Origin of the sequence: Paenibacillus sinensis, from assembly GCF_019904155.1 — a bacterium.
Classification (GTDB): domain Bacteria; phylum Bacillota; class Bacilli; order Paenibacillales; family Paenibacillaceae; genus Paenibacillus_AQ; species Paenibacillus_AQ sinensis.
The window spans coordinates 111,139-131,659 of the sequence record NZ_JAHCMB010000051.1; the positions used below are offsets into that span (position 1 = coordinate 111,139).

A 20,521-nucleotide genomic window follows, 5' to 3' on the forward strand; every position below is an offset into this window, starting at 1 on the left:
AATACCATGAATTATTAGGGTTACTTGTCACTTATTGTCGAGAGTTTGTGAATATTTCATGTTGCTGGAAGGGCGTTTATCATACCTAAATACGAAAAAAGACCCAAGGGGCCTTGAACTGCGCCTTTGGGTCTGTAGAGCTTTATGATGCTGCATTTAATCCGTCCGCCATCCTCTAGCAGCTACTTATTCTCCGCATCAAGATCGACAATCGTGTTCACCCGGTCCGCCGAAGCAGCTCCGGCCGAGGAAGACGGTGCAGGCGATGCAGTTGGTGATGCAGTTGGCGTCACTGCCGGCGATGCCGAGCCTGCGATTCCCGGCAGAGCTGAGGCAGCCCCCGCCCCTGCCGAAGTTCCCACCCCCGTCGCCTGGGAGGGATTCAATGTAGCCGGAAGCCCAAACGCACTCGGCGTCGGGCTCGCCTCCGGCAGCGTTTTGGAGAACGAGATCGTGATGCTGTTGAACTTGACCGACTTGCCGAAGGATGAGACGGCTTTGGAACGGAAATCCGTCTTCAGGTTGAAGGCGTAGCCGTAGCTCACTTTTTCATTGTAGAACCGGAAGGTCATCGTGCCGCTGCTGCTTGCCTTGTCGATGATGCGGGAGCTGCTGTGGCCGCTGTAATCCGCGAACCGCAGAATCATCCAGTCATCCGCCGACATGGAGGATGCGTCATAATCGACCGTGATATCGACGTAGGACTCAGCCGGCACCGTCACGAACTGGCCGTCCGTTACAACCGTCTCGCTGTTCAGCTTGAGCGGAATGTCTTTATCCTTCGTGACCACAATCCGCTGGTCGTTGGCCGATGACTTGTCCACATAGTTCTTATAGGTCAGAATCTTCTTCTTGAGCTCGTCGTCCTTCAGCGAAGTCCGGTCGTAATCCGTACTGAACAGCTCGCCGTTGCTTGAGGTCAGGCTGTACAGCTGACCGCTGTTGTCCACCTGGTAGACGGTCCCTTTCTTCGTGGAATAGAACACATCGCCATTATAGTGGGAGGCGAAGAGAATGGGTGAATCCTCCGTGTATTTGCGGAATACACTGCGGCCCACCGTATAGGCGTCCAGATCCGGGTCGGCGTAATCCAGCAGCGACAGCAGAACATCCTTCTGCCCGTACACGCCGTCATTGATAATCTGGCCATCGATGTCCGGCGAATAGGCCGCAAAGATGCCCCAGTTCGAGCCGTACGTCTGGTTGTTCACACCATGCGATTCATCCGACACAAACAGCACAAGCGTATCCTTGCCGAAGCTCGAATTGTCGATATACTCGATGAAATCGGACAGCGCCTCATCCAGATACGCAACAGCCGCCGCCTTGCGGCTCGGATACTTCTCTGCGTAAGCGTCCGTAACGGCGTAAGGATGATGTGTGCCGACCGTCAGCATGGTGGCGAACCACGGCTCGCCTTTGCTGTTCAGCTCATTGATATATTGCCGCGACTGCTCGAAAAAGCTCTTGTCATCCGGTCCCCAGCCGAAAGGAATATAAGGGTCCTTGAAGCTCTCTCCCCCGATAATCGTGTCAAAGCCCGCCGCCGTCATAAAATCGCCCTTGGACATGTACTCCAGCGGAGCCGCCTGAATAAAAGCGGTGTTGTAGCCTCTATTCTTCAGCAGCTTTGGCAGCAGTTCTTCCCGGTAATTCGAATCCTTCTGCAAATATTCATACGCCTTGGGGGTCGAGGCGTCCATCTTGTCGTAATCCCCGCTGATAAGCGAGTACATGCCCCGGATCGTCTGGTTGTTATGTGTGATATAATTCGGCAGGATCAGGCTGTGGTCCTTGATCTTGTCCAGGCTGGTCAGCTTGATATCATTCGGCAGCTGCAGATAGTCCTGGTTGGCGGGGGAGTATGCCCCGGGTATGCCTTCCATGACGACCATCAGAATGTTTTTCTTGCCGGTATGGTTATTCAGCAGGTATTCGCCGTCCTTGAGTTGCTGCGTCGTATTGATCTTCTCTTCGATGTCAGGCGGGTAATCCGTCAAATCGTCGGCGTTGAACGTCAGCAGCGCGACCGAATTGCTGATGGAGGCCGATACGAAGGTGCCGCTCTTCCAGTCCCCGGTGGAGTTGATCGCAATAACGACATAGACGATCAGCAGACCGGCTGCCGCGATCAGGCCATATCTTCGTTTCGGAAGCGGAAATATCCGGATTTTGCGGAGAAAAAAGACCGATCCCAGCAGCGAAGCTGCCACGATCAACGAATACACCGGAAAGCTGATATGGAACAGCGTGCCGGTCAGAAACTCCGTATCCGACGCCATCGTAATGTCTTTCAGATTCACCACATGGTCCAGCGCGTATATGTACTCGACATTAGCCAGGTGGAATACGGCCAGCACGGCCGCCAGGACAAACGCCGCGATTAGACTGGCTTTCGAAAGGGCATACAGCAGGAGAACAATGACGATGCCGATGCCGATGTCTCGCAAGGTCGGTCCGGCCAGCGCCGAGAAGGAAATCTCCAGGTCCTTTTGTCCATACAGGAGAATGCGTCCGTAAGCCAAACCGAAGATAAATATCAATGAAGGCAGAGTATAAAGCAGCTTTTTCATAATCTCGCTCCCGTCAATCGAACATATCTTCCATTATATAATGAAATTAGATCGAGTAGTATGTAAAAAAACGTCATTCCTGCGTTCATATGGGAGCGATTTCTTGACACCGGATTTACAAATACTGATTTTTGCCCTCTCGACTGCCCCCCTTCTCACCTTGCTTTCGCTCTTCCCCGCTTGCTCGCTTGCTCTCTTGCTTACCTGCCCAACTCACTCTCTTCCCACTCTGCATCCGTTCCTCATCTGTCCAAGCCAAGCCTGAAATCTGCGCATGCAAAAAAGACCGCTGCTGCGCAGCGGCCTCACATCCACCCGGCCCTCTGCCTGGCCGGATGGATATGCTCTCTATTTTCGTGCTTCCCGCCAATACGAAAGAGTGCCCCGCTCTCTTCCTGGCGGTCTTCCTAGCGGTTCAGCAAGCTGCCTACATACCGAAGCAGCTCGTTGGCGCAAATCGGGCAGTAATTATGCTCCTCGATCAGCCGCCGGGATACTTCGTTAATCCGCTTAAGCTGGCTTTCATCCGGCGTCTTGGACGAAGTCGTAATTTTGACGATATCCTTGAGGTCGGCGAACAGCTTCTTCTCGATCGCTTCCCGCAGACGTTCATGATTGCTGTATTCAAACTTCTTGCCTTTACGTGAATAGGCGGAAATCCGGATCAGAATTTCTTCCCGGAACGCCTTCTTTGCATTTTCCGAAATCCCGATCTGCTCCTCGATGGAACGCATCAGGCGCTCATCCGGCTCCATCTCCTCGTCGGTGAGCGGATCGCGGATCTTCGTCCAGTTGCAGAACGCTTCGATGTTGTCGAGATAGTTCTCGAACAGCGTCTTGGCGGATTCCTCGAACGAATAGACAAAAGCCTTCTGCACCTCGTTCTTCGCCAGCGTGTCGTATTCCTTCCGGGCGATGGAGATGAAGTTGAGATACCGCTCCCGCTCCTCCTTCGTGATGGAAGGATGCTGGTCGAGCCCGTCTTTGATCGCGCGCAGCACATCGAGCGCGTTCATGCACTCCAGATCGCCCTTGATGAGGGCGCTGGAGATCCGGTTGATGACATAGCGCGGATCGATGCCGGACATGCCTTCGTCCAGGTATTCATTCTGCATTTCCTTGAGGTCGGCTTCCTTGTAGCCCTCCACCTCTTCGCCGTCATACATGCGCAGCTTCTTGATGAGATCCATGCCCTGCTTCTTGCTCTCCCGGAGTCTCGTCAGGACGGAGAAGATCGCTGCGGCCCGCAGCGCGTGAGGCGCGATGTGCACATGCTTCATATCGCTCTGCGCGATCAGCTTGGCGTAAATCTTCTCCTCCTCGGACACCTTCAAATTGTAAGGAACCGGCATAACGATCATCCGGGACTGGAGCGCTTCGTTCTTCTTATTCGAAATGAAGGCTTTATACTCCGTTTCGTTCGTATGGGCGACAATCAGCTCGTCGGCGCTTATAAGCGCGAAACGTCCTGCTTTGAAGTTTCCCTCCTGCGTCAGCGACAGCAGGTTCCACAGAAACTTCTCATCGCATTTCAGCATTTCCTGGAACTCCATAAGCCCCCGATTGGCCTTGTTCAGCTCGCCGTCGAACCGATAAGCCCGCGGATCGGATTCCGAACCGTATTCGGTGATCGTCGAGAAGTCGATGCTGCCGGTCAGGTCCGCAATATCCTGGGATTTCGGATCGGATGGGCTGAAAGTGCCGATGCCGACCCGCTCTTCCTCCGACAGCAGCACCCGGACGACCCGCATCTTCTCGATATCGCCGGCATACTCATTCTTCAGCCGCATCTGGCAGGACGGGCACAGATTGCCCTCGATCCGCACCCCAAGCTCCCGCTCGATCTCCGGACGGAGCTCATTCGGAATCAGATGTAGCGGCTCCTCGTGCATGGGGCAGCCTTCGATGGCGTATACCGCTCCCTGTAACGTTCGCGAATACTGCTCCAGCCCCCGTTTCAGCATCGTAACCAGCGTCGACTTGCCGCCGCTGACAGGTCCCATCAGCAGCAATATCCGTTTACGCACATCAAGCCGCCGGGCCGCCGAGTGGAAATACTCCTCCACCAGCTTCTCAACGGCCCGATCCAGGCCGAATATTTCCTGTTCAAAAAATTTGTACCGCTTGCGGCCGCCGTTATCCTCCACCCCATGCGATTTGATCATGTCATACACCCTGGCGTGAGCCGTTTTGGCGGGAGTGGGGTCTTTTCTCAACAGTTCGATATATTCCTTGAAGGTTCCGCTCCATGCCAAACGTTCATTCTCTGCCCGATACGATGCTATACGTTCAAAAATGTCCATTGCTCGCTGCCTCCTCACCTTGCGCTCTTGTACCCGCGTGATGACCGCCGAACCCGGGTAGGGTCCGGGCTTACCGCCATATCCGACTCCTCCGCCGTCCCTTCCGAGACCCGCCTGCCCTTGGCAGCTGCAGCCATTCGAAAAGTATAATACATAGGTATGCGGATCACCCGGAATATTGACCTCATTTTTGATGTGATATAATAGAGATTCGGCGAAAGTCCGTTTATAAGGAGACAGGCTATGGCGATCAAAAGCGAAACCGAATTGTATGCTCCCTTAAAAAAACACTTCGAAAATCAAGGCTACCAGGTGAAGGGCGAGGTCCGTTCCTGCGACCTCGTCGGAGTCCGGGAACCCGGGGAGCCGCCGCTTATCGTGGAGATGAAGAAATCCTTCAATCTCCCCTTGCTGCTGCAGGGCGTGGAGCGGCTGAAGCTCAGTCCGGTCGTGTATTTGGCGGTGGAACGCTGCCGGGAGAAGAAGGGTTCCGCCAGCCAGCGCTGGGGCGAGCTGACGGAGCTGTGCCGCCGCCTCGGGCTCGGGCTGGTCACCGTCGTCTTCTACAAGACGAAGGCCCCGCTGGTCGAGGTGCTGGCGGAGCCCGAGGAGCCGGCGAGCCCCGCAAGACGGCGCAGCGGACGGCGTCAGGAGCGGCTGCTCTATGAGTTCCGCGAACGCAGCGGCGACTACAACACCGGGGGCAGCACCCGGGTGAAGCTCGTCACCGCCTACCGCGAGAAGGCGCTGCGCGTCGCGGCGGCGCTGGAGGCGGCCGAGCGCGAGGCCGCCCTGGCGGCAGCCGCAGCCGGTGAAGCGGCTGCGGCAAGGCAAAGCGGAGGCCGAAGCCCGGCCTCCGCCACAGGGCGGGCGCGCGCAGCCGCGCCCGCCGCGGTCCTTGCCGGCATCCCGGGCACCGGTGCCGGGAGGGCCGGGGCCGCGGCGAAGCCGGCCCCGGAGGGCGTGACGCCGGCGGAGCTGCGCCGGCGCAGCGGCGTGCCCGCGGCGGCCGCCATCCTGCAGGCCAACTATTACGGCTGGTTCAGCCGTGTGGCCCGCGGGCGCTATTGTCTCACAGCGGCGGGACAGGCCGCGTTGCTTCAGTACGCCGCTGTATCCGTCTCGCAGTCCCTGGCCGACCGGGAGCGCGACGGGGAGAGCTAATGCCGAATGGGGCATAGCCATCGAACTGAACTCCGGCTCCGCTAATGGAGTTAACTTCGAAATCATCAGCGCCCATGGAATCAGGGCCGATCATGCCTTTTTCGCTTAAACCACATAATCGCAACTTTCCGTATGTAATGGTATCCTCCTGTAACCAAAAGCCCCGTTCTCCAAAATTTCTTCAGAGAACGGGGCTTTTGGTTAAAGTTCCGGAGCAGGACAGGCTTTCGATTAACTTTAGCATTCATGCCGGTTATTCAGGAGCGTGCGGTGAAGTCCTTGATCGCTTCCCCCATCAAATTCATGCCAAGCAGCAGCTCGTCGCGTCCGGGATGGCTGAAGTTCAGCCTGACATACCGGCTGCCGCTTCCGTCAGCACTGCACAGCGTCCCCGGCAGAAAAGCAACGCCCTTGCGCAGAGCGTTCTTCAGCAGAATCTCGCTGTCCAGACCGTCCGGCAGCGAAACCCAGAGGAACATGCCGCCGGATGGCGCATCATAGGCACAGCCGTTCCATGCCGCGCGCTTGAGCAGCTCGATCATCAGCTTAAGCCTGGTATCGTATTCGCGGTTCAGCAGTTCGATATGCTCGCGCAGACTGAAGGTCGTCGCATGGAGCAGATGATAGAGCAGACGCTGATTCAAGGAGCTTGACTGCCAATCCGCCATTCCTTTGGCAGCCGCCATCACCTTGATCAGCTCCCGGTTCCCCGCCGCCCAGCCAGTTCGCAGAGCCGGAGCAACCGTCTTGCTGAAGGAGCCGATATAGAGCACATGTCCGTCATCTTCTGCGTCTTCCAGCGCGTAGAGAGAAGGGTAACGCTCACTCTTGCCATTACTCCGCCGGAAGGACAGATCTCCGTAGGAGTCATCCTCCACGATCAGAACCTCATGTGCCGTGCACAGCGCAAGCACCGCTCTTCTGCGTTCCACACTCCACAAGATGCCGCTCGGATTGGAGAAGCTTGGAGCGGCGAACAGCGCCTTGGGGCGATGCTGCTCCAACTGAAGACGGAGATCCTCGGGGAGCATCCCGTCACGGTCGCTCTTGACCGGCACAATTTCCGCTCCCTGCATCCGCAGCGCCTGCAGAATGCCGGGAGATGTCGGATTCTCCACCAGAACCCGGTCTCCGGGATCAATATACACCCGGGACAGGAGATCCACTGCCTGCTGGCTTCCTGTAGTCAGCAGCACGCCGTCCAGAGGGACATGCACCCCCTGCTTCTTCAGCCATTCTCCAGCAAGCCAATCCCTGAGCGGTCCGTACCCCTCCGGATCACCGTATTGCAGCGCCTGGGCGTCCTCCGAGATGACTGTGGACGCCGCCTCGGCCAGAAGCGACAGCGGGAACAACTCCTCCGCCGGCAGCTCTTCGGCCAGTGAAATCAAGGAACCTCTACGCGTCTGGGTGCGGATACTGAGAAGCGGAGACGACATGAGCGTATGCGCCCTGGCCGAAAAGTCGTATTTCATTCGGCGTTCCCCCTTCATTCTTTCGGAATGCTCATCCGGAAGACAAGCCGCCGAAGGGTCGCCTTGCCGGATGCTATGCGTATACGGGTCTGCCCCGGTGCGAATACAGCGCATATTTCTCAATCGCTTGTGCCCGGGTTGAAACTTCGAGTTTAACATAAATCTTGCGCAGATAATTGTCAATGGAGCGGCGGCTGACTTCGATCTCCGAAGCAATTTTATCATAGGTCACACCTTGAACGATCCGGTCCATGATAAATCTCTCGGTAGACGTCAGCTTGAAGAGCGCATCCTGATCCTCAGGCGCCTGAATGGGCCACAACTCGGCCTCCAGCCAGTCGAACGGCATGGAGAGAAATCCCTCCCGAAGTCCTGCGATCAGCTGCAACAGCTGGCTCGGAGACGCCTCCTTGGAGATCATGCCGCTGGCGCCCATCTTCAACAACGGCTGCAGAAGTTCCTTTCCTTTGGTATCCGTCATCACGACAAAATGTGCGGTGGGCGTATCCTTCTTCAGTCCCGGCAGAATCGCATTGATCAGATCTCCCGATACGGAATAATCGAGCAGGACCAGCTCCGGCCGTTCTTCCCGGATGATCTCAGCCCCCTGTTCCCAGTCTGCGCATGTAGCAATGACGTTCAAATCTCCAGTTTCCTCCAAAATAAGCTTCGTTCCCAGCATACTCGTGGGATGACAGCCCATAATCACTACCTGCCATACCTTACTCATTCCAATCCAATCCCCCTGCTACTATGTAATGAATTCCGGGTTTCGAGCCTTATCGGGAGCACGACCACGGTTATGGCCGCATCCCGTTCAACAAGCTTACAGGCAAATCCGACTATTTACCTAGATGCATGTTAATATGCACATTGGAATCTAGTGAAATTGTAACGCAATTTTTTCAAAAGATGCAATTATTTTTTTCCTGATTCTTCCTCTATCTTTTGCGAAATTGAAGCAATTCTGGTAGAATAGGGACTCATATTAAAGCTTAGAGGTGATTCTAACATGCAGCCGTCCGTGAAATCGCAGGACACGTATCCTTCCCGTGCCGCGACTCGTAACGGATCCCCCGTCAAATGGTTTTTATTGTTCTGGCTGATTGTCATCGTGGCCGGCGGTTATGGGGCGTACAGCTATTCGAATCATTTGAAGGACCGGATGGTCGCCCAGCTGACGGCACAGAGCCAGCAGCAGATGGCCGCGCTAAGGTCCGATTACGAGCAGAAGCTCTCTGCGCTGTCCAAGGAAGTCACCGAGCTGCAGGGCCAGGTCCAGTCCTTCAACGAGCTCCTGACTTTTACCAAAGACAATGCGAATAATAAGACAGACAACAGCAACAAGCTGTATACCCAGCTTAACGAGGTCCGCAAGCAGCTTGACGCTCTTCAGAAAGAGATGGATCTGCTGAAATGACACCGGTCAAAAGAGTCAATCGTTTCTTCATGCTAGCCACGGCCCCGTTTCTAGGGCTTTTGCTGTGCCTGCTTCTGTATCGTCCCTCCCTAACGCTGGACCTGGAGACACAGAAGTTTCTGCCCGATCCGGGACCGCTTCAGACAACTGACGCTATTGGACGCGATCTGGAGCTGGCGAAGACGTCCGCCTCTTCCACCACCCATGCGATCAGTGCGACCGCCAAGCTCTACAGACAGACGACGTCAACGATGGGCACTCTGGTCGATCAGGCAAGAACGCAGGCGGCGCGTCCGGAGCAGATTTATAACCGCCGCATCTCATCGAGGCTGGGATTTCCTTACGATGTAATCGACAGCAGCCGGATTACCATTGAATTATACCGGCTAAATCCCGGCGACTATACAGGCTATGCAATGAAAGTGAAGCTGAAGGACCAGTCAGCAATGACGATGAGCCTCCCGCTGAAGGGGCTTGGCAGCTCGGAGACAACGCTTCAGGCGGTCAGCCGATACGGGGCGGTAGCCGGCATTAATGCCGGCGGATTCGCGGACCAGGACGGCAAGCGTTATCCGCTCAGCACGACGATTGTGGATGGCAAGTATTTAACGGGATTTGAAGCCAGCTACAAGGATTTAAGCTTCGTTGGCCTTAACCAGGAGGGCAAGCTGATCGGCGGTAAATTCAACAGCCGGCAGCAGCTGGATGCACTGAATCCGCGATTTGGCGCCTCCTTTGTTCCGGTTCTTCTCCAGGACGGTTACAAGACGGCGATTCCCGCCAAGTGGCAGACTGCACCCAGACGCGCTCCGCGTACCGCGATCGGCAGCTACAAGGATGACCAACTGCTGATTATTGTAGCTGAAGGGTACAATGAGAACGGCAGCTCGGGTGCAACCCTGGATGAAATTCAGGACAAGCTGTTCAAGATGGGTGTGATCAACGCATACAACCTGGATGGGGGCGGCTCCACCTCGCTTATTTTCAAAGGCAGGGTCGTAAACAAGCCATCGGACGGCGTCCTGAGATCAGTGCCGACCAGCTTCCTGTTTTTTAAGTAATAGAATATAGGACGTTATAGCCCGGCTTCCTGCCAACCATGGTGGGAAGCTTTTTATATGATGGCTGCGGACGAAATGTGCATTTGGAATTAAGACAATTGTCCCTTAATGACAGCATATTCTTGCTTGGGCGGCAGACAATCCTTCTATGAAGACAGCAAAAAAGCGCCGCAAGCGGCGCTTGTTGTGATACATTCCGTAGCCGTTGCCGGCCTCTCGTTGGTCTGACTTGATGTTTACGGAGTCCTTATGATTTAAGCGTGTCTTTGCAGCTGAGTCATTTCACCCATACACTGTCCGCAAATATAACGCTCCTTGTACTCGCTTACTTCTTCCATCGATCCGCAGAATACACACTTCGGCCGATAACGCTCCAGAATAATATGGTCGCCCTGGACCAGAATCTCTACCGGATCTCCCTCGTTCATTTGGTACCTTTTGCGAAGGGATTTAGGCAGAACAATTCTACCGAGTTGATCCACTTTACGCACTACGCCAGCGGGCTTCATCTAACCTACACCTCTCCTATTCAACTGTTAAATATGGAATATCGAAATTTTTCCAATATGTTGAATATTCGATGCTCATATGTCGAATCCTGCTGATAAACACAAAAAATTTTTTTACTAAGCATGTTTTCTTCACGTATGCCTTGCCCTTAGTGGGTATCGATATGAAAAATGCCGATCTCATTGTAATGCGCCAGCTTATAATTAATCATATCAAGACTGCGGTTAAGATCATCCATTTTCTGCTCAATATTCTCCTTATGCTGTTCAAGCAATTCCCTCCGCTGCTCACAAGTAGATGAACCGTTCAGGCACAGCATCATGAATTCCTTTATTTCATCTATCGGCATTCCACTGCTTTTAAGACAACAGACCAATTCCAGCCAGCTTATATCCATTTCTGAATATTTGCGGGTACCGTGTTCGCTCCTTTTTAGTAAAGGCATCAGCCCCTCTTTGTCGTAATAGCGCAGCGTTGAAATAGGCAAGTGCAAACGCTCCGAAACTTGTTTGATTAAGTACTCCACAGAAATCTCCTTCCTGGAAAAAACCACCTACCCTTGACCTAAAGTTAAGTTTACCCCCTATTCTGATATTGAACAACAATATTAGAAGGAGTGAAGCAAAATGAAATACAGACGGCTTGGCAAAAGCGGACTGAAGGTGAGCGAGATCGGCCTGGGCAGCTGGCTGACATATGGATCGGCAACAGCAGAGGAAACGGCGGTGGCTTGCATTCATAAAGCATATGATCTGGGGATCAATTTCTTCGACACATCTAACTCTTACTACGGAGCGGAGAAAGTAGTCGGCAGCGCATTGCATGCGTATCCCCGCAGCAGCTATGTGCTGGCAACGAAGGTCTTCTTCCCTCAAGGCCAAGGGCCGAATGAACGCGGCTTGTCCCGTAAACATATTATGGAGCAATGTGATACCAGCCTGAAGCGTTTGGGAACGGATTACATCGACTTATACCAATGCCATCGTTTTGACAATGAAACACCGGTTGAAGAAACGCTTCGCGCGCTTGATGATCTTACGGCCCAAGGCAAAATCCTGTATGCAGGGGTTAGCGAGTGGAATGCAGAGCAAATAGCGGATGCAGCTTCAATCGGCAAAAGTCTGAATTTACGGCCTCTAATCTCCAATCAGCCGATTTACAATATGTTCGAACGCTACATTGAAAAAGAAAACGTAATCAGCCAGTGCGAATCGAACGGGCTAGGGTTAGTGGTCTTCTCACCGCTTGCGCAAGGTGTGCTGACCGGCAAGTATAAGCCAGGCTCAGCAGTTCCGCAAAACAGCAGGGCGGCTAATGACAATACGAATGGCGTCATTAACAGTTATTTGCGGGAGGATGTGCTCCATTGCACCGTCAAACTTGAAGAGCTGGCATCGGAGCTTGGGGTTACATTATCTCAGTTCGCACTGGCATGGGTACTGCGTCAGTCAAGTGTAAGCTCGGCAATTATTGGCTCCAGCCGGCCCTCCCAAATCGAAGAAAACATCAAAGCGATCGAAATCGAGTTAACAGACGAAGTTCTAGCACGGACTGAAGACATTTTATCTGTGGTCAGCGCCTTTGCACCAATGAGATAAAGTTCATCCATACTAGCCCATCGGAGGGAGATAAGGCGGCCACTGGAACTTGTATCTCTAGTAAAAAATACAGCAAAAAAGACCGACTGCCTAAGCAATCGGTCTTAATCTGCACAAGCCCTAATTCAAACCCGGAAAACCGAGCTGACGAAGCGCTTCATAGGCGATAATGGCTGCCGAATTGGAGAGGTTCAGCGACCGGACATCACCGGTCATCGGCATCCGCATCGTCGTCTCCCAGCCCGGCTTCAGAATGCTCTCCGGAAGTCCCTTCGTTTCCTTGCCAAAGACGAAGAAGTCGCCGTCCCGGAACTCGTAATCCGTATACCGTTTCTCCGCTTTGGTAGTCGCATAGAAGAACCGTCCCTCCGGATACATGTCCTGTACCTCGGCAAAAGAGTCATGATATTCGATATGAACGGCATGCCAGTAATCAAGCCCTGCCCGCTTCAAGGTCGCATCATCGGTCCGGAAGCCGAGCGGCCGCACCAGATGCAGATGAATGCCGGTTGCCGCGCAGGTGCGGGAAATATTGCCTGTATTGGCCGGGATCTCGGGTTCTACAAGTACAATGTGAAGTGCCATGCCAAACTCTCCTCCAAAATCAATGCTGACGCACAGCTAATTAATGTGATATTCCGTGCAGGGTCCAATTGCTTAAGAAGACCTTCCGCAGAAGACGGAAGGTCTCTATTAAAAGTATAGCATTTATTGCTAGCTCCACGCTAATCAACAGCCCATGCTTCTTAACAAATGTTAAGGCGTCAGGCCGTTAACCGTGAGGTCAGCTTAATAACGTTTAGCCTAGCTTCGCTGTACTTAGCCTTGCGTCTTCTGGAAATGGGCCATGAAATCTGTCAGCGCCTTGATGCTCTCGTAAGGAACGGCGTTGTAGATGGAAGCGCGAAGCCCTCCAACACTGCGGTGTCCCTTGAGACCTACGAAGCCTTCCTGCTCCGAAGCCTTGACGAACTTCTTCTCCAGTTCTTCGGACTCCATCCGGAACGTAACGTTCATGATGGAGCGGCTGCCCAGCTCTGCTACGCCGCGGTAGAATCCGCCGCTGCCGTCGATGGCGTTGTACAGAAGGCCAGCTTTGTCGCGGTTCTTCGTTTCGATGCCTTGAAGACCGCCCTGTTCTTCAATCCATTTCAGAACCTGGTTAACCATATAGATCGAATAGGATGGCGGAGTATTGTACAGAGAGTTGTTCTTGTAATGCGTGCTGTAACGCAGGATGGTCGGGATGTTGGAAGGAGATTCGGCAATCAGCTCTTCCTTCGCAAGTACCACAGTTACGCCCGACGGTCCCAGGTTCTTCTGTGCGCCTGCATAGATCAGACCGAACTTGCTGACGTCGAAGGAACGGCTCAGAATATCGCTCGACATATCGGCGATCAGCGGCAGAGATCCGGTGTCAGGGAACTCCTGATACTGTGTGCCTTCAATCGTCTCGTTGGAAGTGACATGAAGATAAGCGGCATTGTCGGCAGGCTTGATCGAAGCCAGGTCCGGGATAGCCAGGAATTTCTTATCCTCGGAAGTAGCCGCAACATGTGCGCCGCCAGCGATTTTTGCTTCCTTGAACGCTTTGTCGGCCCAGCTTCCGGTCAGCACATAGCTGCCGACCTTGCCTTCAGAGAGAAGGTTGAGCGGAACCATTGCGAACTGAGTCGTTGCGCCGCCTTGAATGAACAGCACTTTATATCCAGTAGGATTGCCCAGCAGAGATAGCAGGCGTTCCTGTGCTTCGTTGTGCACGGATTCATATACGGCTCCACGGTGCGACATCTCCATAATAGACATGCCCGTTTCCCGGAAATCTACAAATTCCGCCTGTGCGCGCTCCAGAACTTCAAGAGGCAAGGCTGCAGGACCTGCGTTGAAATTGTATGCTCTCTTGCTCAAAATACTCCCACCCTTTCTCATCTTTCATTATCGTAATGATAGCAATAATCTGACATGGCAGCAAGTATAATTATTCACATGAACGTGTGAGTTATACCGTTCCGATCAGACACTCGCTTTTGCCGCTTTAATGCGGCACACGAACAAAATCCTCTTCGATTTTACCATAAGTTCAGACTTTAAAACATAGCGAAATGTTAAATAAAATAAAAAAAGAAGCCATGCCACCGATTGGTGAACATGGCTTCTCGTTGATGCAAGCTAAACTTATACGTCGAAATACAGGGAGTATTCATGCGGATGAACACGAATGGCAACCGCTTGAGCTTCTCCACGCTTCAGGTCGATGTAGTTGTCGATGAAATCTTTAGTGAATACGCCGCCTTCAGTCAAGAACTCATAGTCAGCTTCCAGAGCGTCAAGCGCTTCGTTCAGGCTGCCCGGAACGCTGCGGATTTTCTCCTTCTCGGAGTCCGGCAGCTCGTAGATGTTCTTGTCGAGCGGACCATAGCCAAGTTCTTGCGGATCGATCTTCTTCTTGATGCCGTCCAGACCAGCCAGCAGCATAGCGGAGAAGGCCAGGTATGGGTTAGCTGTGGAGTCCGGAGTACGGAACTCGATGCGGCAGCCCTTAGGCGTAACGGCAGCAACCGGAATACGAACGGCTGCGGAACGGTTGCCCTTGGAGAATACCAGGTTAACCGGTGCTTCATAGCCTGGAACCAGGCGTTTGAAGGAGTTCGTGCTCGGGTTGGTCAGAGCGATCAGAGCCGGAGCATGGTACAGAATACCGCCGATGTAGTGCAGAGCAGTTTCACTCAGGTTGGCATAAGCGCCTTTTTCATAGAACAGCGGAGAATCGCCGTTGAAGATCGATTGGTGGACGTGCATGCCGCTGCCGTTGTCGCCGAAGAGCGGCTTCGGCATGAAGGTTGCAACCTTGCCATATTGGCGGGCGGTGTTCTGCACGATGTATTTGTAAGTCAGCAGGTTGTCAGCCGTCTTCTTCAGCGTATCGAAACGGAAGTTGATTTCGGCTTGTCCGGCTGTTGCCACTTCATGGTGATGACGCTCGATCACCAGACCAGCTTCGGCAAGCAGACGACACATTTCACTGCGGATGTCCTGTTGAGTATCAACTGGAGCAACCGGAACATATCCGCCTTTAACGCGGACTTTGAAGCTCAGGTTGCCGCCTTCGTCCTTGCGGTTGGAGTTCCATACTGCTTCTTCGGAGTCCACGAAGTAGGAGGAACTGTTCATTCCGCTTTCGAAGCGAACATCGTCGAAAATGAAGAACTCGGATTCAGGTGCGAAGAAAGCAGCCGTGCCTACACCGCTCTTCTGCAGGTATTCTTCGGCTTTAACCGCGATACCGCGAGGGTCGCGCTCATAACGCTCGCCGTCAGGGGTGAAAATGTCGCACATAATGTTGAGCGTAGGATGCGCAGTGAAAGGATCGACGTATGTAGTGCTAGTATCCGGCATCATAACCATGTCAGATTCTTCAATACCGCGGAAACCCGTAATCGAAGAGCCGTCAAATGCCACACCATTAACGAAAGTATCTTCGTCTACAGCATCAGCTGGCAAAGAGATATGATGGGCCCGTCCAGCCAAATCAACAAAACGGAAATCTACCCATTCGATGTTGTTTTCTTTGATCGTTTGCAACACTTTTTCAACCGACATGAAATTTTTCCTCCCCAAGTTCCGAACATTAAGCCGTACCCACTATGCAAATGTTCTCGGTTTTGATTTTTAACTGTCGTCATTATAAAACTCAAACCTAACATCGTCAATCCTTATGTAAGGTATTTTTTAAGGTAATGTAAGATATTCTTACGCTTTGGTGAATTATTCATCATGTCTTATGAAGACCTGACAAAGCGCGCCAAACAGCCCTCCCGCCGCCCTTTTTTTTGTTCGGGGAAGAGCTGTTTGAACGCTTATTTCAACCTTCTTGGATTACCAGTAATTATACGACCGGAACAGCTACCTGGTTGGAGAATTTCTTGCCGACCAGCGGAGCCAGCTTCTCCAGATCGCGCAGCAGATTATCGAACTGATCCGGGAACAGCGACTGTACGCCGTCGCCTGTCATGGAGTTGTCCGGATCGGTGTGCATCTCAATGATCAAGCCGTTTGCTCCGGCTGCCACCGATGCCTTGGACATCGGCTCAACCAGCTCGCGGCGGCCTGTGCCATGGCTCGGGTCGGAGATGACCGGCAGATGGCTGAGGTTCTGCAGAACCGGAACAGCGGACAGATCCAGCGTGTTGCGCGTGTAGGTCTCGAACGTACGGATACCGCGCTCGCAGAGCATTACATCACGGTTGCCGCCGGCCAGAATGTACTCAGCCGCGTTGAGAAATTCATCGTAAGTAGCGCTGAAGCCGCGCTTCAGCAGCACCGGACGGCCGCAGGTGCCGAGCGCGCGCAGCAGGTCAAAGTTCTGCATATTACGCGTTCCGACCTGAAGGATGTCGGCGTATTCAGCGCAAACTTCGACATATTCCGGAGTCATGACTTCCGTGATGGTCAGCAGGCCGTGACGCTCGCCGGCTTCCTTCATCATCTTCAGCCCTTCCACGCCTACGCCCTGGAAGCTGTAAGGTCCCGTACGCGGCTTGAAGGCTCCGCCGCGAAGTACCTGTGCTCCCGAAGCTTTGACCAGTCTTGCGATCTCGTTGATCTGCTCCGGTGTCTCAACGGCGCATGGGCCGCCCATAATAACGAGATTCTCTCCGCCGATCTTCACGCCCTTGATGTCGATGATTGTATCCTCTGGATGGAAATCGCGGCTTGCCAGCTTGTAAGATTTCGAGATCTTCACTACATTCGCCACGCCCTTCATCTGGCGCAGATGCTCGGCCAGCTTCGGATTAACGCTTCCGATCAGACCGATTACCGTATGATCCGCGCCTTTCGACAGATGGGCCTGAAGCCCCTCTTTCTCGATAACGGCGACGATTTCCTTGATTTGTTCCTCCGGTGTTTGATTGGATGTAATAACGATCATCTGATATTCCTTCCTTTCCGAACCTCACTCATTATATTGGTCAAACTTTATCGCTATTTTGCTACGACGCTTTTAAGCTTTTATGCTTTTAATCACTAAAGCAATTCTATGTCAATTTGCCCTTTTCGTCAACCCTTTCTCTAAAAAAATTTGGAAGGGATATTAAAAGACTTAAATACGCTAAAAAGCCCGCCCCGCGATCGGGGCGGGCGTAAGTTCTAAACCATAGACGCTCCAGCTTGTCTGCTTACACCTTCGTTTTGACCGGAGGCAGCAGCTTCGCCATATTGACCGTGCGTTTGATCTCCCAGGTATCCGGATTCGCAGGGTCATACTGCTCCAGATACGCGATGACCTCTTTCGTGATCGGCGTTGGCGTAGAGGCGCCGGATGTCACGGCCACCTTGCTGATACCCTTCAGCCAATCCGTCTTAAGCTCCGAGACATCGGCAATTCGGTGGGCGGGAACGCCCGCGATTTCCTCCGACACCTGGGCAAGCCGGTTGGAGTTGTTGCTGCGGGGATCGCCGACCACGATGACGAGATCGGCCTGTCCGGCCTGCCCCGCCACCGCCTCCTGACGGACCTGAGTCGCCATGCAGATCTCGTTATGGACCTCGGCGCCGGGAAAGGTCTCCAGCAATTTTTTCATAATATGCTTGATATCCCACTGGCTCATCGTCGTCTGATTGGTGATCACGATCCGGGAGTCTGCCGGCAGGGACAGAGAAGAGATCTCCTCCTCCTTCTCGATCAGATGCACACGCTCCGGCGCGATGCCGACCGCGCCCTCCGGCTCGGGGTGGCCTTTTTTGCCGATATAGATAATCTCATAATCCTCCGCGACCTTTTCCTTAATCAGGTCATGGGTCTTCGTAACGTCGGGACAAGTGGCGTCAACTGTCGTCAGCCCCTTGTCTCTCGCCTTCTTGCGCACCTCCGGCGACACGCCGTGCGCCGTGAAGATCACCGTGCCTTTGTCAACCTGATCCAGAATGTCGAGGCGGTTGCTGCCGTCAAGCGTAATGATGCCCTCGTCCTCAAAGGAGTTGGTGACGTGGCTGTTATGAACAATCATGCCGAGTATATAAATAGGCCGGGGGAGATCGAGATTCTTGGCTGCCTGCCGCGCCATCACCATGGCGTCGACAACGCCGTAACAATATCCCCGGGGAGAGATTTTAATGACTTCCACTAGCCCACCTGCTTTCTGCCGTCTGTAAATGTGAAAGGCGTAATCCGCTCCATTATACCTTATCTGGCAGCCCTTATTCCAGCGGTGCGGCTAAGAGAAAAGGCAGCCAGATGATGAATGTCGTGCCTTCGCCCTGCCGGGTGACTACCTCGACCGAGCCGCCATGCTCATCAATTATCCACTTGGCAATGGACAGACCAAGGCCCGTGCCTTCCGTATTGCCGCGGGATTCATCCGCCCGGTAGAAACGGTCGAAGATATACGGCACCTCGCTCTTGTCCATGCCGATTCCGGTATCCGAGATACGAATGCCGACCTGGGACTGGTAGATCACCGCATCAAACGTCACTTCTCCCGAAGGGGTGTATTTGAATGCATTATCGATAAAGATGAACAGCATCTGCTGTAAATAATCCTTGTTACCGGATACATATTTGCCGTTCAGCATCGATAGGTCGCCCGTTATCCACTCCGCATCATGCGGCAGGAAGGCAGCCCTGCGGGCAACCTCGGTCATCAGAGGCTCCAGCGCCACCGGCTCCTTCTCGAAGGTCCGGCCCGTATCGGCTCTGGCCAGGGACAGCATATCGGCCACCAGTCGGCTCATTCGCTTCGCTTCATCCGCAATATCGCTCACGGATTCGACCGACATTTGCCGAATTGCCGCTTCGTCCATCGCCGGGTTCTCTCCTGGCTCCAATTCCCATACCTTCTGCAGCAGATCGATGTTGCCGCGAATGGTCGTCAGCGGTGTCCGAAGCTCATGTGAGGCGTCCGACACGAACCGGCGCTGGGCCGCATAGGAATCCTCAAGCTCCTTGTAAATGCCCTCCATTCGCCCGATCATATTGTTAAAGGTGTGAATCAGCCGGCCGATTTCATCCGGCGGTCCGTCATACTCAATGCGCACGCTGAGATCGTTGCCGGTCTGAATGCCTTCGGCCGCCTCGATCACTTTGCCGATCGGCGTCATGGACTTGCGCGCCATGAACAGGCCGAAAGTGAAGGCCGCAATCAACGTTGCGAAAGAGCCCGCAATCAGAATCGTCTTCAGACGTTCCAGCAGCTTGTCCTGATCCCCGGTATAGAAAGCAAGCTGCAGAACCGCCGCCGGATTGTTGTTGTAATTCTCTGCATTAACCCCTACCTGATAAATAAGAAAGCTGTAGCCCCCGTAAGTGGCATGGACAAACTTCGCTCCGCCTTTAGTCCCTTTAATCTGCTCACGGCTGGGCACATCAAACTGCACATCCGCATCCTGCAGATTCCCGCTGCGGGTCAGCTTCTTCGAATCGTAAAAATACATTTGCCCATACACATACTGCATGTCCAGTCTCTTGTTGAACGTAAGGTCCAGGGAGCCATCGTAGTTGATAGTCTGCTGCAGAAGTTCAGGGGTATTTGACTGCGCGCGCAGACGGGCCTTGAGGTCACCGTACGTGTTGAAGTAGAAAAAACCGTAAATCGCGGCTGAGAAGGCCAGCAACATGACGGCCAAAATCCCTGAATACCATGCGGTCAGCCGCAGCCTGATGGACATTTAGTTGTCACCTCTTAGAATGTAGCCCGCTCCGCGGATTGTTTGAATAAGTCGTTTGCCTCCGTGCTCCTCTGTCTTCTGCCGGAGCATGGCAATATAAACTTCCAGCACATTCGATTCGCCGCTGTAATCATAGCCCCAGATTTTATCCATAATCAGATCGCGGGAAAGCACCCGCTTCGGATTCTGCATGAACAGATGAAGCAGCTCGAATTCCTTTGCAGTCAGCTCCAGCCGCTTGCCGCCGCGCGTCACTTCGCGCGAATCGACGTCCAGCGTAATATCTTCATACATAATCGCCTGCTCTCCCCCGCCGCCCTGCTCGCTCTTGCGGCGAAGCAATGCTCTTACACGGGCCAACAGCTCTTCCAGCGCAAATGGCTTCACCAGATAATCATCGGCTCCGAGGTCAAGACCCTTGACCCGATGCTCCACCTCATCCTTGGCTGTCAGCATCAGAACCGGAACGCTGCTTCCGCCCTCTCTCAGTCTGCGGCACACCTCGAAGCCATCTACCTGCGGCATCATGACATCGAGAATTACGACGTCCGGGTTGCTGGTCAGCACCGCCCGAAGACCATCTGCCCCGTTGGAGGCCGTCTTGATATCATAGCCCTCGAAGGCAAGCCCCCGCCGGAGCATGGAAATAATTTTCTCATCGTCATCAATAATTAAAATAGTCGGTCGCATAAAAGATAAGCCCGCCCCTTTATCGAAGTCATTTGGTTCTATTTTAGCAGTGAATGCAGCAG

Annotated in this window: 17 protein-coding genes; 4 read left to right on the plus strand and 13 right to left on the minus strand. The window is 53.5% G+C overall.

Going from position 1 to position 20,521, the window contains the following annotated elements; genetic code table 11:
- Nucleotides 1–182: 182 nt before the first annotated feature.
- Both KIH86_RS07230 and KIH86_RS07235 read right to left on the minus strand, forming a co-directional pair.
- Entirely contained in the window at nucleotides 183–2,573 is a 2,391-nt protein-coding gene (locus KIH86_RS07230; RefSeq protein WP_223084974.1) for an LTA synthase family protein, read from the minus strand.
- 407 nt (nucleotides 2,574–2,980) lie between these two features.
- On the minus strand, nucleotides 2,981–4,876 hold the full coding sequence (locus tag KIH86_RS07235) for a PrkA family serine protein kinase (protein ID WP_223084976.1): 1,896 nt from the start codon (nucleotides 4,874–4,876) through the stop codon (nucleotides 2,981–2,983).
- 243 nt (nucleotides 4,877–5,119) lie between these two features.
- On the opposite strand from KIH86_RS07235, the gene KIH86_RS07240 reads away from it, so the two are divergent.
- On the plus strand, nucleotides 5,120–6,040 hold the full coding sequence (locus KIH86_RS07240; protein WP_223084977.1) for a DUF2161 family putative PD-(D/E)XK-type phosphodiesterase: 921 nt from the start codon (nucleotides 5,120–5,122) through the stop codon (nucleotides 6,038–6,040).
- A gap of 257 nt (nucleotides 6,041–6,297) precedes the next feature.
- On the opposite strand, the gene KIH86_RS07245 is transcribed toward KIH86_RS07240, so the two are convergent.
- Together KIH86_RS07245 and KIH86_RS07250 are read right to left on the minus strand one after the other, a co-directional pair.
- Nucleotides 6,298–7,515: an aminotransferase-like domain-containing protein gene (locus KIH86_RS07245; RefSeq protein WP_223084978.1), complete on the minus strand. Its 1,218-nt coding sequence runs from the start codon at nucleotides 7,513–7,515 to the stop codon at nucleotides 6,298–6,300.
- A gap of 73 nt (nucleotides 7,516–7,588) precedes the next feature.
- Nucleotides 7,589–8,245, minus strand: a complete 657-nt coding sequence (locus KIH86_RS07250) for a response regulator transcription factor (protein ID WP_223084980.1) — start codon at nucleotides 8,243–8,245, stop codon at nucleotides 7,589–7,591.
- Between the two features lie 282 nt (nucleotides 8,246–8,527).
- Between KIH86_RS07250 and KIH86_RS07255 the strand changes: the two genes are divergently transcribed.
- On the plus strand, nucleotides 8,528–8,935 hold the full coding sequence (locus KIH86_RS07255; protein ID WP_223084983.1) for a hypothetical protein: 408 nt from the start codon (nucleotides 8,528–8,530) through the stop codon (nucleotides 8,933–8,935).
- Nucleotides 8,932–9,996 carry a phosphodiester glycosidase family protein gene (locus KIH86_RS07260; RefSeq protein ID WP_223084984.1) on the plus strand — a complete coding sequence of 355 codons (1,065 nt, stop codon included), beginning with the start codon at nucleotides 8,932–8,934 and terminating at the stop codon, nucleotides 9,994–9,996. Before KIH86_RS07255 ends, KIH86_RS07260 begins: the two co-directional genes overlap by 4 nt.
- 254 nt (nucleotides 9,997–10,250) lie before the next feature.
- Here KIH86_RS07260 and KIH86_RS07265 read toward each other — a convergent pair whose 3' ends face one another.
- The gene (locus tag KIH86_RS07265; RefSeq protein ID WP_223084986.1) at nucleotides 10,251–10,505 is read right to left on the minus strand and encodes an AbrB/MazE/SpoVT family DNA-binding domain-containing protein; all 255 of its coding nucleotides are present in this window, start codon (nucleotides 10,503–10,505) and stop codon (nucleotides 10,251–10,253) included.
- A 149-nt stretch (nucleotides 10,506–10,654) separates the two neighbouring features.
- Complete coding sequence (locus KIH86_RS07270; RefSeq protein WP_223084987.1) at nucleotides 10,655–11,032, minus strand: MerR family transcriptional regulator; 378 nt, start codon at nucleotides 11,030–11,032, stop codon at nucleotides 10,655–10,657.
- Nucleotides 11,033–11,132: 100 nt separating this feature from the next.
- On the opposite strand from KIH86_RS07270, the gene KIH86_RS07275 reads away from it, so the two are divergent.
- The gene (locus KIH86_RS07275) at nucleotides 11,133–12,104 is read left to right on the plus strand and encodes an aldo/keto reductase family protein (protein WP_223084989.1); all 972 of its coding nucleotides are present in this window, start codon (nucleotides 11,133–11,135) and stop codon (nucleotides 12,102–12,104) included.
- Between the two features lie 120 nt (nucleotides 12,105–12,224).
- Here KIH86_RS07275 and trmL read toward each other — a convergent pair whose 3' ends face one another.
- The 7 genes from trmL to KIH86_RS07310 all read right to left on the minus strand — a co-directional run bounded on the left by trmL (nucleotide 12,225) and on the right by KIH86_RS07310 (nucleotide 20,459).
- Entirely contained in the window at nucleotides 12,225–12,689 is a 465-nt protein-coding gene (gene trmL, locus KIH86_RS07280; RefSeq protein ID WP_223084992.1) for a tRNA (uridine(34)/cytosine(34)/5-carboxymethylaminomethyluridine(34)-2'-O)-methyltransferase TrmL, read from the minus strand.
- Between the two features lie 234 nt (nucleotides 12,690–12,923).
- Complete coding sequence (serC, locus tag KIH86_RS07285) at nucleotides 12,924–14,015, minus strand: 3-phosphoserine/phosphohydroxythreonine transaminase (protein ID WP_235775304.1); 1,092 nt, start codon at nucleotides 14,013–14,015, stop codon at nucleotides 12,924–12,926.
- 264 nt (nucleotides 14,016–14,279) lie between these two features.
- Nucleotides 14,280–15,704, minus strand: coding sequence for a type I glutamate--ammonia ligase (gene glnA, locus KIH86_RS07290; protein WP_223085004.1), 1,425 nt, complete (start codon nucleotides 15,702–15,704; stop codon nucleotides 14,280–14,282).
- A 286-nt stretch (nucleotides 15,705–15,990) separates the two neighbouring features.
- A complete protein-coding gene (gene aroF, locus KIH86_RS07295) occupies nucleotides 15,991–17,034 on the minus strand; it encodes a 3-deoxy-7-phosphoheptulonate synthase (protein WP_038694691.1) in 1,044 nt (347 codons plus the stop codon).
- 247 nt (nucleotides 17,035–17,281) lie between these two features.
- On the minus strand, nucleotides 17,282–18,229 hold the full coding sequence (locus tag KIH86_RS07300) for a 4-hydroxy-3-methylbut-2-enyl diphosphate reductase (protein ID WP_223085006.1): 948 nt from the start codon (nucleotides 18,227–18,229) through the stop codon (nucleotides 17,282–17,284).
- Between the two features lie 73 nt (nucleotides 18,230–18,302).
- The gene (locus KIH86_RS07305; RefSeq protein ID WP_223085008.1) at nucleotides 18,303–19,769 is read right to left on the minus strand and encodes a sensor histidine kinase; all 1,467 of its coding nucleotides are present in this window, start codon (nucleotides 19,767–19,769) and stop codon (nucleotides 18,303–18,305) included.
- On the minus strand, nucleotides 19,770–20,459 hold the full coding sequence (locus KIH86_RS07310; RefSeq protein ID WP_223085009.1) for a response regulator transcription factor: 690 nt from the start codon (nucleotides 20,457–20,459) through the stop codon (nucleotides 19,770–19,772).
- Between the last annotated feature and the right edge of the window lie 62 nt (nucleotides 20,460–20,521).